At 70.2% G+C, this 14,932-nt stretch carries 14 protein-coding genes; 2 read left to right on the forward strand and 12 right to left on the reverse strand.

Going from position 1 to position 14,932, the window contains the following annotated elements; translation table 11 throughout:
- Positions 1-58: 58 nt before the first annotated feature.
- From rocD to ASC55_RS08890, 7 genes are all read right to left on the reverse strand, one after another.
- Complete coding sequence (gene rocD / locus ASC55_RS08860) at positions 59-1,264, reverse strand: ornithine--oxo-acid transaminase (RefSeq protein WP_055874537.1); 1,206 nt, start codon at positions 1,262-1,264, stop codon at positions 59-61.
- Complete coding sequence (gene ddaH / locus ASC55_RS08865) at positions 1,261-2,139, reverse strand: dimethylargininase (RefSeq protein ID WP_055874540.1); 879 nt, start codon at positions 2,137-2,139, stop codon at positions 1,261-1,263. Before ddaH ends, rocD begins: the two co-directional genes overlap by 4 nt.
- A 184-nt stretch (positions 2,140-2,323) precedes the next feature.
- Positions 2,324-3,334 (reverse strand): NAD(P)-dependent alcohol dehydrogenase, encoded by a 1,011-nt coding sequence (locus ASC55_RS08870; protein WP_055874543.1) that lies wholly within the window; start codon positions 3,332-3,334, stop codon positions 2,324-2,326.
- Entirely contained in the window at positions 3,331-3,561 is a 231-nt protein-coding gene (locus ASC55_RS08875; protein ID WP_055866058.1) for a helix-turn-helix transcriptional regulator, read from the reverse strand. Before ASC55_RS08875 ends, ASC55_RS08870 begins: the two co-directional genes overlap by 4 nt.
- Positions 3,561-3,995, reverse strand: a complete 435-nt coding sequence (locus ASC55_RS08880) for a hypothetical protein (protein WP_055874546.1) — start codon at positions 3,993-3,995, stop codon at positions 3,561-3,563. The genes ASC55_RS08875 and ASC55_RS08880 overlap by 1 nt, the downstream gene beginning before the upstream one ends.
- 81 nt (positions 3,996-4,076) lie before the next feature.
- Positions 4,077-7,727, reverse strand: coding sequence for a proline dehydrogenase family protein (locus ASC55_RS08885; protein ID WP_055874549.1), 3,651 nt, complete (start codon positions 7,725-7,727; stop codon positions 4,077-4,079).
- Between the two features lie 76 nt (positions 7,728-7,803).
- The gene (locus ASC55_RS08890; protein WP_031205706.1) at positions 7,804-8,364 is read right to left on the reverse strand and encodes an acyl-CoA thioesterase; all 561 of its coding nucleotides are present in this window, start codon (positions 8,362-8,364) and stop codon (positions 7,804-7,806) included.
- A 131-nt stretch (positions 8,365-8,495) separates the two neighbouring features.
- Between ASC55_RS08890 and ASC55_RS08895 the strand changes: the two genes are divergently transcribed.
- Positions 8,496-9,005, forward strand: coding sequence for a GNAT family N-acetyltransferase (locus ASC55_RS08895; RefSeq protein WP_031205707.1), 510 nt, complete (start codon positions 8,496-8,498; stop codon positions 9,003-9,005).
- Between the two features lie 84 nt (positions 9,006-9,089).
- Here ASC55_RS08895 and ASC55_RS08900 read toward each other — a convergent pair whose 3' ends face one another.
- Genes ASC55_RS08900 through ASC55_RS08920 form a run of 5 tightly spaced genes read right to left on the reverse strand, consistent with a single transcriptional unit; the run spans position 9,090 to position 14,254 of the window.
- Positions 9,090-10,241, reverse strand: coding sequence for an acetyl-CoA C-acetyltransferase (locus ASC55_RS08900; protein ID WP_055874551.1), 1,152 nt, complete (start codon positions 10,239-10,241; stop codon positions 9,090-9,092).
- A gap of 30 nt (positions 10,242-10,271) precedes the next feature.
- Positions 10,272-10,757, reverse strand: a complete 486-nt coding sequence (locus ASC55_RS08905) for an ASCH domain-containing protein (RefSeq protein ID WP_055874553.1) — start codon at positions 10,755-10,757, stop codon at positions 10,272-10,274.
- Positions 10,758-10,777: 20 nt separating this feature from the next.
- Positions 10,778-12,502 (reverse strand): cytochrome b/b6 domain-containing protein, encoded by a 1,725-nt coding sequence (locus tag ASC55_RS08910; protein ID WP_055874555.1) that lies wholly within the window; start codon positions 12,500-12,502, stop codon positions 10,778-10,780.
- 2 nt (positions 12,503-12,504) lie between these two features.
- Positions 12,505-13,476: an electron transfer flavoprotein subunit alpha/FixB family protein gene (locus tag ASC55_RS08915; RefSeq protein ID WP_055866071.1), complete on the reverse strand. Its 972-nt coding sequence runs from the start codon at positions 13,474-13,476 to the stop codon at positions 12,505-12,507.
- Between the two features lies 1 nt (position 13,477).
- Positions 13,478-14,254, reverse strand: a complete 777-nt coding sequence (locus tag ASC55_RS08920) for an electron transfer flavoprotein subunit beta/FixA family protein (protein ID WP_017829470.1) — start codon at positions 14,252-14,254, stop codon at positions 13,478-13,480.
- Positions 14,255-14,394: 140 nt separating this feature from the next.
- On the opposite strand from ASC55_RS08920, the gene ASC55_RS08925 reads away from it, so the two are divergent.
- Complete coding sequence (locus ASC55_RS08925) at positions 14,395-14,931, forward strand: MarR family winged helix-turn-helix transcriptional regulator (RefSeq protein ID WP_017829471.1); 537 nt, start codon at positions 14,395-14,397, stop codon at positions 14,929-14,931.
- Position 14,932 lies beyond the last annotated feature (1 nt).

A 14,932-nucleotide genomic window follows, 5' to 3' on the forward strand; every position in this document is an offset into this window, starting at 1 on the left:
GCCCTCCCCTGCGGTGGCGTTGCCCGTGCCCGCGTACGCGGAGGCGGGATGCGCCTGATCAGGCGCCCAGCACGAGCTTGAGCTGCTCCACCGCCCAGTCGAGTTCGGTCGCGCGGATCACGAGCGGCGGTGCGATGCGGATGGTCTGTCCGTGCGTGTCCTTCACGAGCACGCCGCGTTCGAGGAGCTTCTCGGCGATCTCGCGACCCGTGCCCTTGGCGGGATCGATGTCGACACCGGCCCAGAGCCCGGCGATGCGCACGGCGGTGACTCCGTGGCCGATCAGCGGCTGCAGCGCCTGCTCGAGATGGGCGCCGAGTGCACGCGCCCGCTCCTGGAACTCGCCCGTCTGCAGCATCTCGACCACGCGCAGGCCCACGGCCGCAGCCAGCGGGTTGCCGCCGAAGGTAGAGCCGTGCTCGCCCGGACGGATGACGCCGAGCACATCGGCGTCGCCGACCACGGCCGAGACCGGGAGGATGCCGCCGCCGAGCGCCTTGCCGAGCAGGTAGAGATCGGGCACGACGCCCTCGCGGTCACAGGCGAACGTCTCGCCCACGCGCCCGAGTCCGGCCTGGATCTCGTCGGCGATGAACAGCACGTTCTTCTCGTCGCAGATCTCGCGGATGCGGCGCAGGTATCCCTCCGGCGGGATCACGACGCCGGCTTCGCCCTGGATCGGCTCGACCAGCACGGCCGCCGTCTCGTCGGTGATGGCCGCGGCGATGGCCTCCGCGTCTGCGTACGGCACGACGTCGAAGCCCGGCGTGTAGGGGCCGAAGTCGTCGCGGGCCGTCTCGTCGTCGCTGAAGCTGACGATCGTGGTCGTGCGGCCGTGGAAGTTACCGGCAGCCACGATGATGCGCGCCTTGCCCTCGGGGATGCCCTTGACCCGGTAGCCCCATGCGCGGGCGACCTTGATGCCGGTCTCGACGGCCTCGGCCCCCGTGTTCATCGGCAGCACGAGGTCTTTGCCGGCAAGCTCGGCGAGCGCCGCGGCGAACGGTTCGAGCCGGTCGCTCTGGAACGCACGGCTGACGAGCGTCACCCGACCGAGCTGCTCGGTGAGCGCCGCGACGAGGGCCGGGTGCCGGTGGCCGAAGTTCACGGCCGAATACGCCGCGAGCAGGTCGAGGTAGCGCTTGCCCTCGACGTCGGTCACCCATGCCCCCTCCGCGCGGGCGATGTTCACCGGCAGCGGGTGGTAGTTGTGTGCGACGTGCGGCTCGGCGCCTGCCCCGGTGGTCTCGTCGAGCGCGGTCACTTCGCACCCCGCAGTTCGAGCGTGCAGCACTTGATGCCGCCGCCGCCGAGCAGCAGCTCGGACAGGTCGACCGTGATGGGGTTGTATCCGCGCTCGCGCAGCTGCTTCTCGAAGCCCTTCGCACGCGGCGAGATGACCACGTTGTAGCCGTCGCTCGCCGAGTTCAGGCCGAACACCGAACCGTCTTCGTCCGACACCAGGATCGCGTCGGGGAAGCGCTCCTCGAGGATGGCGCGGCTCGCGTCGTCGAAGGCACCGGGGAGGTAGGCGATGTTCGCGCGCTCCGGGCCGCCGTTCTCCGTGCCCTGCACCGGGTCGAGCACGGCGATCGCGGTGTCGAGGTGGTAGAAGCGCGGGTCGACCAGGTTGAGCGAGACGACCTCGCGACCGAAGACCTCGCCGACCTCGCGGTGGCTGTCGCCCGTGGAGCGGAAACCGGTGCCGGCCAGGATCACGTCGCCGACGAGCAGGAAGTCTCCCTCGCCCTCGTTGACCTCCTTCGGCATCACGGTGTCGTACCCCGCGGCGCGGAACCACTCGGCGAAGGCCGGCGACTCGCCCTGGCGCTCGACGAAGCGGAACTCGGGCACGTAGGCGCGGCCGTCGATGAGGAAACCGCCGTTGGCCGTGTAGACCATGTCGGGGTACCCGGCGAGCGGCTCGATGAGCTCGACCTCGTGGCCCAGCTCGATGTAGAGGTCGTAGAGCTTCTGCCACTGGGCCACCGCGTTGGCGGTGTCGGTGGGCTTCGTCGGCTCCATCCACGGGTTGATGGAGTAGTTGACGGTGAAGTGCTCCGGCTTGCACATGAGATAGCGGCGGTGGTGCGCGGTGCGGGCGGGGGCGGTGGAGACGGCGGCTTCAGGCGTCGACATGGGTGCTCTCCTCGGAGGACGGGCGCGGCGGACGCTGTCCAGGGGCCCGGCGGTCCTTCGACCCTTCACTCGTTCAGAGCGGGCTTCGGGGAAGATGCGACTCGGGCACGCCGAGGTCCATTGTGTCACCCGCCCCCTGTACGCCGCCAGAGCGCCGTGCGGTGCCACCCCCATCCGGGCGGGATCAGGAGCCGGTGACCACGACCTTGCCGACGGTGTGACCGGCCTCCAGCCGCGCGAGGGCGGTGGATGCTTCGCCGAAGGGGTACTCGCGCTCGATCACCGGCACCACGCGACCTTCGGCGACGAGCTCGAGGAGCTTCGCCAGCACCTCGGCGCGGGGCGACGCGGCGAGCGGTCGGATGCTCCGCGAGCCGATAGACAGGAACACGGCGCGCAGCATCCGCGGCAGAGGACCGAGCACGTGTCCGCCGTCGCCCGTGACCAGCACGACGTTGCCGCCGGGAACCACCAGGCGCTTCAGCTCTCGAAGCGGGATGCCTCCGGCGATGTCGATGATCACGTCGAATCGCCCGTCCGGTAGCGCGCTCAGCGGCGACACCCGGTGATCGAACGTGCGCACGGCGCCCAGCTGCTCGACCAGGGGAGCGTTTCGGTCACGGCAGCTCGCCCAGACCTCAGCGCCACGAAGGGCCGCGAGCTGCACCGCGAACGTGCCGACGCCTCCGGAGGCGCCGATGATCAGGACCCGCGGCGTGGCACCGCCGGAACGACCGCCCTCCGAGATGCCCAACCCGGCGAGATCCAGCGCCTGCCACGCGGTTCCTCCCGCGACGGGGAGGCATGCGGCGGCCTCCGGCTCGACGCCGGTGGGGATCGGCACGAGTCGCGACGCGGGTACGGTCACGTACTCTCCGAGCCCGCCACCGCCGACCAGCTCGCCGACGACCTCCTCGCCGATCTCGGCGCCGACGACGTCGGGACCGACGGCGACCACGGTGCCGGCGACCTCGATACCGCGCACGGGGTACTTGGGACGGGTCATGCCGAACACCGGCCGCACCAGCAGAGGATCCCCGAGCAGGAGGCGCACATCGCCCGCGTTCAGGGCCGTGGCGCGCACCCGCAGCAGCACCTCCCCACGGCCGGGCACGGGCACCGGGATGCGCTCGAGGGCGACGCCGTCGGCCGAACCGTAGGTCTCTCGGCTCCACGCCTTCATCGATCGGTTCATGATGCTGCTCCTGAGGTGTCGGGGTATTCGAAGATGTCGTCGAGGCCGACGCCGAAGGCGCGGGCGATCTGGAATGCGAGTTCGAGCGTCGGCGAGTACTTCTGCTGTTCGATCGCGATGAGCGTCTGGCGCGTCACGCCGACCGTGCGCGCGAGCTCGGCCTGGGTGAGTCCGGCCTGTTCGCGATGCATGCGGATGGTGTTCGAGACGCGGGTGGGCTTGACCATCAGACGAGGCCCCGCCGGTAGGCGATCACCCGGGCGATGCAGCCGATGAAGGCCGACACCGCGAAGCCCGCGAACATCGTGTTCGCGATCCAGAAGACATCGGCGCCGACCGCGCACAGCGCGATGACGCCGAGTCCGGCGATCACCACGAAGCCCTGTTCCACACGGCCGCCCATCCGGCTGATGTCGCGGTCGCGGATGTCGGAGCGACCGACGCCGTCGGGGTCTTTGATCCCGGCGATGAGCCCCCAGCCGATGCTGACCACGATCGTGGCGACGATGCCCCCACCGATCACCCACAGCATGAGCGGGAACCAATCGACGTCGGTGAGCGGGCCTCCCCCGGCGTTCTGGAGCACCAGCACGACGTACGCGACCATCACGATGGGGCTGACGATCAGCCCGGCCCAGGCGTTGCGTTCTTCAAAGACCATGACGACTCCGATGTAAAAGATTGTTGACACGCTCAGCGTACGTCGACGCCGGAGGTGTGTCAAGAATTCTTTACACGAAGATCAGATCACGTCGCTGCTCCACGGGTCGAGGTTGCCGTAGCGGTGCGCGGTGATCGAGATCGACTGCTCGTGCACGAACGGCAGCAGCTCGATGCGCGCGGCGGCCGTCACCTCGCCGTCGTACACCGCGAGATCGGGATCACCGGCCGAGGCGGTGGCGAGCTTCGCGCGAAGAGCGGCGACCCCGTCGCGGCCGCCGACCAGCCGCACCCGATCGCTCGCCGGCAGCGCGACGCCGTCGGAGGCATCATCCTGCCGCAGCATACGCTGCAGCCACTCGTCGTCGCTCTCCAGGAACACCGGGGCATCGAGGTCGCCGAGGGCTCGACGCACGTCGGCGGGCACCCCCACCGGTGTCGAGATGACGAACTTCGCACCCGAGCGCACTCCGGCGATCACGACGCGCAGCAGGTCCTGCAGAGCCGCATCGTCGGTCGCGCGAACCTCGACGGGCACCGGCCGGTAGCGGAAGAGGTTTCGCTCCACGCCCAGACGCGAGACGTCGCGCACCTGCCCGAACTCCCGATCCCAGGCGAGCGCATCCGACAGTGCGGAGCGCCGGAGCCACTCGAACGACTCGTAGGCGAGCGACGACTGGGCCGATTCGATCAGGGCCGTGATGCGGGAGTCGAGCCCCCGCAGATGCAGGGTGCTGGAGGCCGGTCCGCCCGGCTGCGAACGCCACGACCCCAGGCCGATGAGGTAGTTCGGGCCACCGGCCTTGGCACCGGGACCGACCGAGGAACGTTTCCACCCGCCGAACGGCTGGCGCTGCACGATCGCCCCGGTGATGCCCCGGTTCACATAGAGGTTGCCGGCCTGCACCCGTCCGAGCCAGTACGACAGCTCCTCCGGGTCCTGGGTGTGCAGACCTGCGGTGAGCCCGTAGGCGACGGCGTTCTGCATCTCCACGGCGCGCGCGAACGTCGGCGCGTGCATCACCCCCAGCACCGGCCCGAAGAACTCCTCGGTGTGAAAGCGCGACCCCGGCTGCACACCGACACGGATGCCGGGCCGCCACAGCCGTCCGCTGCCGTCGTCTCCCGGTGCGAGCGCGGGCTCGATCAGCCACTGCTCATCGCCTTCGAGCTCGCTCAGCGCCCAGGCGAGCTTGCCGTGAGGCCGCTCGATCACAGGGCCCACCTCGGCCAACGGATCGGTCGGCTGCCCGACGTGCAGCGAGCGCACGGCGTCGGCCAGCTGGCGGGCGAACCGAGCCGAGCGTCCGACCGGACCCACGAGGATCGCCAGCGACGCCGCCGAGCACTTCTGCCCGGCATGCCCGAAGGCGCTCTTGACGAGGTCGGCGACGGCGAGGTCGAGATCCGCCGACGGGGTGATGATCATGGCGTTCTTGCCGCTGGTCTCGGCGAGCAGCGGCAGGTCGGGCCGCCAGGAACGAAACAGCGCGGCCGTGTCCCACGCTCCGGTGAGGATCACGCGATCGACGGCGTCGTTCGTGATGAGCGCGCGCCCGAGCTCGCCCTCCTCGATGTCGACGAGTGCGAGGAGGTCGCGCGGCACCCCCGCCTGCCACAGGGTCTCGGCGATCACGGCAGCGCAGCGGCGGGCCTGCGGCGCGGGCTTGAAGACGACGCCGGAACCTGCGGCGAGCGCGGCGAGCACGCCACCGGCGGGGATCGCGAGGGGGAAGTTCCAGGGCGGTGCGACGACGGTGACCGCCGCCGGGACGAACACGGCTCCGGCGATCGCGTCGAGCTCGCGCGCCTTGGCCGCGTAGTAGCGGGCGAAGTCGACCGCTTCGCTCACCTCGACGTCGGCTTCGGCGAAGATCTTGCCCGTCTCGGAGGCCGCGACCTCGATGAGATCCCCCCGGCGCGATTCGAGCGCGGCCGCAGCGCGCAGCAGCACCTCGGCGCGTTCGGCGGCGGGCCGCGCGCCCCAAGACGGGGCCGCGCGATGCACGCCCTGCACGATCCGTTCGAGATCCTCCGCATCCGAGACCCGCGCGACCGCGATCGTGGCGGCGCCGAGGTCGGATGCGGGGATGCGCTCGCGCACCTCACGCGCCCACTCGCGGTTCGCAGGGAGGGCGGGGTCGCTGTCGGCGGTGTTCGAGAAGCCCGGCGCTCCGCCGGCATCCTGATCCAGCTCACGGGCGGAGTACACGGCGGTCTCGAGGAACGCCTCCCGTCCTCCGTCGTCGGAGCCGCGCGAGATGCCGAGCACCGCCTTGGTGAGGTCGGTCTCGGGCACCGGGGCTGCGGGGGCCGTCCGCACGGACTCGTGCACGGGCGCGCTGCGGTCTTGCGTGCGACGCGGCCCGATACGCAGCGTGGGGTCGCCCGCTCTGTCGAGCGCATCGAGGAAGCGGTCCTGCTCCCGCACGAACAGCGATTCGTCCTCGCCGAGGCGGAACGCGGCGGAGAGGAAGTTCTCCGACGAGGCGTTCTCCTCGAGCCGGCGCACCAGGTAGCTGATGGCCACGTCGAACTCGGCGGGCTCCACGACCGGCACGTACAGCAGCACCGGGCCGACCTCGCGCGAGACGGCCTGCACCTGCCCCTGTGCCATGCCGAGGAGCATCTCGAACTCGACGGCCTCGCGCACACCCCGTTCCCCCGCCAGCAGCCACGCGTAGGCGATGCCGAAGAGGTTGTGCCCCGCGACGCCGAGCTTCACGGCCGCGGCGCGCTCGGGCTGCAGCGCCCAGTCCAGGCAGCGCAGGTAGTTGGCGTCGGTGTCGAGCTTGGTGTCGTAGGTCGCGGGCGTCCAGCCGTGCATGCGTGCCTCGACGTGCTCCATCGCGAGGTTGGCGCCCTTGACGAGTCGCACCTTGATGCGGGCGCCGCCGTGCGCGACACGGTCCTGCGCCCAGGCGGTGAGCTCCTGCAGGGCGGGTAGGGCGTCGGGCAGGTAGGCCTGCAGCACGATCCCGGCCTCGAGCCCGGTCAGGCGCGGGTCTTCGAGGATGCGCGTGAAGACCGCGATCGTGAGGTCGAGGTCGCGGTACTCCTCCATGTCGAGGTTGATGAAGGTACCGTCGGCCGCCGCGGTGACGTACAGCGGCAGGAGGCGAGCGACCACCTCGTCGACGACCTCGTCGAACGCCCACATCGAGAGGTGGCTGATGATCGCCGAGACCTTGACCGAGACGTAGTCCACATCCGGGCGCTGGATGAGCGCGTGGATGCCGTCGAGCCGCCGCCGCGCCTCCGTCTCGCCGAGCACGGCCTCACCGAGCAGGTTGAGGTTGAGACGGGAGCCGTTCGCCCTGATCCGCTCGATCGCCGCTCCGAGTTTCGCTGGGCGCGCGTCGACGACGAGGTGGCCGACCATGTCGCGCAGCACCCGGCGGGCGATCGGCACCACGGGCGAAGGCAGGATCTGCGCGACACCGCCGCCGAGACGCACCACCGAGCGCAGGTACCAGGGCAGGAATTCAGGCACGATCGGGGCGATCCGGTGCAGCTGCGAGGCCGCGGCGGTGAGGCTCTCCGGGCGCATGACGCCGTCGACGAAGCCGAGCGTGAACGGCAGACCGTTGACGTCCTGCAGCACCCCGGCGAGACGGGCGGCGGCAGGGTCGGGTTCGATCGCCGCGGCCTCGATCGCCCACCGACGAGCGAGCTCGACGGCACGGTCTGCGAGGGGTGCGGATGCCACGGCATCCGACAGGGAGTCAGCCATGGATTTCAGCCTAGGTCCGTGCTCTGGTTTGCACGGTATACAGGCCCGTCCCGGGCTGGCTACCCCGTCGCTTCTTTCAGCCCCAGACGCTCGGAGCCTTCACCCGCACGGGAGGGAGGGCGGATGCCGCTGCCCAGTCGTGAACCCACGCATCGATCTCCGGCACGCCTTCGGGCTTGCCCACGGCGGCGAACAGCTCTTCGTTGCTGACGGTGCCGCCGGTACGGCGCAGCATGCGCGAGCGCACGATCACCCGCGCGTAGATCTCTCCGTCGACGACGGCCCTGTGCTCGAGGAACACCGCCTTGTCGTCGTGGCCGATGAAGCGCGACTGCACGTCGAAGCGCTGCCACAGCTGCAGCGACTTGCGGAACGTCACGGTCTCGCTGGACACGACCGCGTACCAGCCGTGCTCCTTCATCGCGTCGAACAGCCCGGTTCGTATCAGCAGATCCCAGCGTCCGAGGTCGAAGAGCGACAGGTAGCGCCCGTTGTTCATGTGGCGCAGGATATCGATGTCGGTCGGCAGCGTGGTCAGGCGGATGCTGCTGACCGCCGACGCATCGAGGGTCTTCCCCCGTCGCACGCGGCGGCGAGCGCCGAGGATTACCAGGAGGGTCCGCCAGATCACGTTCACGAGGATCGATCGTAGCCAGGAGCGCACGATCGGCGAACATCGTTGTGCGAACCCTCCATGCCCGCGCATCGGGTGTCATCGAACATCCACTCGATTTCCTCTTCGTGGACGCCGCGCGTAGAGTCACGAACATGAGCGCCGAAGCCCAGCCTGAAGTCATCGTCCGTCCGGTCCGTGATGTGGATGCGGAAGCCCTCGGTCGCGTGCACGCGCAGTGCTGGCACGAGACCTACGACCACCTGATCAGCAAGGCGGCGCTGGAGAAGGTCTCGCCCCGCCGCATGGCCGAGCTGTGGACGCACTGGGCCTCGCAGGGCCCCGAGTTCACGATGAACGCCGCGCTCGTCGACGGCGAGATCGTCGGCTTCGTCGGCTCCGGTCCGGCCCGCGACAAGGACGCTCCCGCGTTCCGCGAGCTCTACTTCATCTACCTGCTCGATGCGTGGCACTCCACCGGCATCGGCCAGAAGCTGTTCGACGCGGCCGTCGAGAAGGACGAACCGCTGTATCTGTGGGTCGCCGAGGACAACCCCCGCGCGCACCGGTTCTACGCGCGCAACGGCTTCCGCCTCGACGGCGCATCGCACACCGAGCCGTTCCTGGGCGAGACGCTGACCGAGGTCCGCTTCGTCCGCCCCTGATCGATCACACGCGCGAGAGCGGGCCGTCTCCCCAAGGAGGCGGCCCGCTCTCGCTGTCTGCGCTGGTGCTCGGGCGACGGCAGGTCAGAGGCGCTCGATGATCGTCACGTTCGCGACACCGCCGCCCTCGCACATCGCCTGCAGGCCGTAGCGTCCGCCGGTGCGCTCGAGTTCGTTCAGCATGGTCGTGAGCAGCCTCGTGCCGGTTGCACCGATCGGGTGGCCGAGCGCGATGCCGCCGCCGTTGACGTTGACCTTCTCGTAGGGGGCGTCGAGCTCGCGCATCCAGGCGAGGACCACGGGAGCGAAAGCCTCGTTCACCTCGAACAGGTCGATGTCGCCGATGCCGAGCCCCGCACGCTCCAGAGCGTGCCTGGTCGCCGGGATGGGCGCCGTGAGCATGAGCACGGGGCTGGCGCCGCGGACCGTCATCTGATGGATGCGTGCGCGTGGGGTGAGTCCGTGTTCGCGCACGGCCCGTGCGCTCGCGATGAGCACGGCGCTGGAGGCATCGCTGATCTGCGATGACACGGCGGCCGTGATCCGTCCGCCTTCCCTGAGCGGCGCGAGCTGTGCCATCCGCTCCAGGGTCGTGTCCCGGCGCACGCCTTCGTCGTGGTCGAGACCGTTCAGCGGGGCGATCTCGTTCGAGAAGCGACCTTCGTCCTGCGCGACGGCCGCACGGCGGTGGCTCTCCAGGGCGAACTGCTCCATATCCTCGCGGGAGATGTCCCACTTCTCGGCGATCAGCTCCGCACCGGCGAACTGCGAGATCTCCTGGTCGCCGTACCTCTCGCGCCACCCCGGCGACTCCGCATACGGGGTGGTGAATCCGTAGGCCTCCCCCACGATGGCCGCAGCGAGCAGGGGCACCTGCGACATGTTCTGCAGACCGCCCGCGATCACGAGGTCGTTCACGCCGCTCATCACGGCCTGCGCCGCGAAGTGCACGGCCTGCTGGCTCGATCCGCACTGGCGGTCGATCGTGACACCGGGCACGTGCTCGGGGAATCCGGCGACCAGGGCGGCGGTGCGCGCCACGTTCCCCGCCTGTCCGCCGATCGCGTCGATCGCCCCCAGCACCACGTCGTCGATCGCCCCGGGGTCGATCCCGACCCGATCGACCAGCGCGCGGAGGCTGTGCGCACCGAGATCAGCCGGATGGATGCCGGAGAGCGATCCGCCGCGCCGTCCGACCGGGGAGCGGACCGCATCGATGATGTACGCCTCGGCCATGATCTTCCTTCCGTCGTCGAGAATGATCCTTCACCGTGTGGGTGCAGTCGCGGCATCCGACGGGAGGAGCAGGTGGAATCGCTCGCACACCACTGGCATGTCCGGCTCGTATCCGCGGGGGTTCTCGGAGTGCAGTCGCCAGAAGCGCTCGTGCACCTCACGCCAGTGCGCGAGCGTGCGGTCGCCCTCTCCCTCGGCGAAAGCGTGCTCTTCGTCGACCTCGTCGAACGGCACGACCTCGACCGCGACGGTCTCGATCACGGCTCGCGGCACGTCGGCACCGTCGAGGAGTATGCTCAGCTCGCCCACGCGCGGCAGCGGCTCCCCGGCCTGTTCGTAGTCCCACAGCGCGGAGGCGGTACCCACCTTCACTCCGCTGATCACCAGCGCCAGAAGCTCGTCGGCCTGCTGCGGTGTGGCACCGAAACCCCACGCCTCCGGCTGTGCTTCGGGCAGGCGGGGATCAGCCGCCCTCGCCCGTCGCCAGAAGATCTCGATGTCGATGCTGTCACTCACTCCCTCAGGCTAGCTCCGGCTCAGCGTCCGGAGACCTTCCCGAACGCCTTCGCGATGGGGGCGAGCACGAGCGGGCGGGCGGCCACCCACGCGATCGCGATCACCACGAGCGAGAGGACGAACACCCAGAATCCGGTCCAGGTGACCGCATCTTGCGCCGCGAACATGTGGTTCAGGTTGCGCAGGAATCCGGTCAGCATCACGAGCGCGACGTGGGCGATGATGAACGCCACGAAGTAGAGCATGATCGGGAAGTGCAGCGCCCGCGCCCACTCGACCGGGTACGCCTTCGACAGCTTCTCGGCCTTCTTGGGCCACAGCCCCGACATGCGGAACCCGGTGATCGCCGCGAGCGGTGCGGCGATGAACACGGTCGCGAAGTAGGCGAGCTGCTGCAGGCTGTTGTAGTTGTTCCAGCCGTTCTCGTGCGGCCAGTCGAACGAGACGTACTGCAGTGCCGCCGACAGCGCGTTCGGGAACACCTCCCAGCTCGTCGGCACGATGCGCACCCAGTGCCCGGTGACGAACAGAAGGACCACGAAGATCACGCCGTTCACGAGCCACAGGATGTCGAGCGACTGGTGGAACCAGAGGTTGAGGCTGATCTTCCCCTTGGGGTTGCCCCGGGGCGTCCAGAACACGGTCGGCCGCTTCTCGGTGCGCACCTGCAGGCCCGAGCGGATGATCAGCACCATCAGGAACATGTTGAAGAAGTGCTGCCAGCCGATCCAGGGCGAGAACCCGGGCTCGACCGCGATCGCGGGTTCGTACTCGCCAGGGAAGGCTGCGAGGAAGTCCTGCATGAACGGGAAGCTCAGGAGCGTCCGCACGAAGGCGATCGCCGCTCCTGCGAGCACTCCGAGCGCGGCGGCGCCGAACAGCACGCCGATCGCCTGCGTCCAGGTCGGACGACGGCGGACGGTTGCCGGCGCCGGTGCGGCAAGGATGTGACGCGGTGCGCGCCCGTTCCACACCGTGCGGGTCCAGGGCAGAGGCGTCGAGACGTCGGCGATGGCCGGAGCAGAGCCGGCGACGGCCACGGCGGTCGCGGCCGCTGCGGGCGTTTCCACGGCTGGCGCTTCCACGGCAGGCGTTTCCACGGCGGCTGTTTCCACGGCGGCAGCGGGCGTGCTCTCGGAGGCGACGGTCTCGAGAAGAGCGGATCCTGCGGCTGTCCGCACGATCGGAACAATGTCCGCGGGCGGCCAGGGGTCGCCACCGACCACTCGGGGCAGGCCACGACGGACACCGCCGGGCGCGGCGTGCTGCGCCTCGGGTTCGGCGACGGCGGACGAGGGGGTGGTCGATGCGGCGGCCGCCTCCGGCGCGGTCGCCATCGCCGTCGACACGGGAGATGCTGCCTCTGCGGCCGGTTCCGCCGTCGTCGTGTGCGGAGCGGGGGCCGCGGCAGCGAGGGCGGCGGGGGTCTGCGACGGCGGCCAGGGCTCGCCGCCCGAGACCCGCGGCAGACCGCGACGGATGCGCAGTGCTCCGGAGGTCGCCGGAGAAGCGGCTTCCGTGGGCGGCGCAGGAGCGACCGCCCGTGCCGGATCCACCGCACCGGTCGTCACCCCGCTGTCGACGGCGGCGACCGCAGCCGGCGTCACCGCGTGCGCCACCGTCTCCGGGGCCGCACCGGCCTCCGGTTCCGCTGCGGCCGCGTCGACGGCCACCGCATCGGCGGGAGGCCAGGGCTCTCCACCCGGCACGCGCGGCAGACCGCGTCGCAGCATCCGCGTCGCCATGGCTACTTCTTCCGCGCCTCGAGGGCGGCGATCACCTGCGGGACCACGGCGAACACGTCGCCGACGATGCCGAAGTCCGCGACGTCGAAGATCGGCGCCTCGGGGTCCTTGTTGATCGCGACGATGTTCTTCGACGTCTGCATGCCCGCGCGGTGCTGGATCGCTCCGGAGATGCCGAGCGCGACATACAGCTGCGGCGACACCGACACCCCGGTCTGACCGACCTGGTGCGATTGAGGGATGTACCCGGCGTCGACGGCTGCCCTGGAGGCGCCGACGGCCGCGCCGAGTGCGTCGGCGAGCTCCTCGACGAGCACGAACTTCTCCTTGGACGCGAGGCCCCGACCGCCGGAGACGACGCGCGTCGCTCCGCGCAGCTCGGGACGGGAAGAGGCGACCTCGACCGCCTCGACCGGACCTGCCGTCGCCGCGACGGCGCCGGACGGCGTGACATCGAGCACCTCGACCGAGTGCGACGGCACGGCCTCGGCACGCGCATCCACCGCACCCTGACGCACCGTGATCACGGGGGTGCCGAAGGTGGGGGCCGAATCGACGAGGTACGCCCCGCCGTAGACCGAGTGATGCGCGAGCACTCCCTCGTCGTCGCGTGAGACCCCGACGGCGTCGACCGACAGCGCGCTCTTCGTGCGCACCGCGAAGCGTCCGGCCACATCGCGACCGGAGATCGAGTTCGAGATCAGTACGGCGTCGGGGCGCACCTGCGCGGCGGCGGCCTGCAGGGCGTCCACGATCGGCACGGTGAGCGCTGCGGGGTCGCCGTCGGCGGTCAGCACGACGGATGCTCCTGCCGCGGCAGCCTGGTCCACCGCGGCGGGGCTCCCGCCGACGATCAGAGCCACGGGCGAGCCGATCGTGGAAGCAGCGCCGAGGAGCGCCGCCGTGCTGCTCGCGACGTAGCCGGAAGGATCGACGTCGATGAGGACGAGGATCGGGTTCTCGGAGGAAGTCATCTCACACCAGCCTGTTCTGCACGAGGTAGTCGACGAGCTTGTCGGCCGCGTCGCCCTCATCGGTGATCTTCACGCCGGCAGCCCGCGGGGGCTTCTCCGACACGGTCGTCATGATGGTCCGCGGGGCGGCGGACGGATCTGCCGACACATCGAGGTCGGCGAGCGAGAGCACTTCGAGCGGCTTCTTCTTCGCCGCCATGATCCCCTTGAAGTTGGGGAATCGGGCGTCGGGGAGCGCCTCGGTGATCGAGATCACGGCGGGCAGCGGCGCTGAGACCGGCTGGCTGCCGGCGTCCGCGCCTCGGACTCCCGAGACGCCGTCTGCGGTGATCTCCACCGCGGAAAGGGCGGTGACCTGCGCGAACCCGAGATGCTCGGCGATCATCGCGGGGATCACACCACCGGAGCCGTCGGTAGACAGGTTGCCGGTGATCACGAGGTCGGGGGCGCCGCGGCGGATCGCCGCGGCCAGCACCTCGGCGGTGAGGCCGAGGTCGGCACCGGCGAGCTGCTCGTCGGCGATGTGCACGGCGGAGCCGGCACCGATCGCGAGCGCCCGGCGAAGGGAGGCCGTCGAGCCCTCCGGAGCCATCGAGACGGCCACCACCTCGGTGCCGTCGTTCTTGTCGGCGTAGCTGAGGGCGACTTCGAGAGCGCGCTCGGTGATCTCGTCGAGGACCACATCCCCCGCCGCGCGATCGGCGAGTCCGGTCTCGAGATTCAGCTTGCGATCGCCATAGGTGTCCGGCACCTCTTTGACCAGGACGAAGATCTTCATCGATTGCTCCTCACGACTGCTGCAATTCTAGACCGCGATACTGAGTTCCAGCTCACATGCGACTGAGACTCAGCCGCTGCAGCGACGGATGCGTCGCGCGCCGTCGCCGCACCCCACCCTCCCGCCACTACCGTAGAGAAATGGCCCGACCCCGTCCGCTCCCCATCGATCCGCTCGCCGAGGCGAAGCGGCAGTGGCTCGCGCACGGATGGACGGATGCCGCCGACGGCATGGCTCTGGTCACCTCCGTCATGCGCGCCCAGCAACTGCTGCTCGCCCGCGTCGATGCGACCCTCAAGCCCTTCGCTCTGAGCTTCGCCCGCTACGAGGTGCTGCGCCTGCTGGCCTTCAGCCGCGCGGGGAGCCTTCCGCTTTCGAGCGTGGTCGCCCGACTGCAGGTGCACCCGACCACGGTCACGAGCACGGCGGAGCGGCTGGTGCGCGACGGCCTGATCGCGCGTGAACCGCACCCGCACGACGGACGCGCCGCGCTCCTGGTCCTGACCGAGTCCGGCCGGGAACTGGTCGAGCGCGCCACCCAGGCCCTCAACGCCGATGTCTTCGCCCAGCCCGGTCTGAGCCGCGACGACGCGGCCGAACTCGTCGCGATCGTGGCCAGGCTGCGCAAGGACGCGGGCGACTTCGCCGATCCGCGTCCGCAGCCCGAAGCCCTCTGAC

It is taken from the genome of Microbacterium sp. Root322 (assembly GCF_001425645.1).
GTDB lineage: Bacteria > Actinomycetota > Actinomycetes > Actinomycetales > Microbacteriaceae > Microbacterium > Microbacterium maritypicum.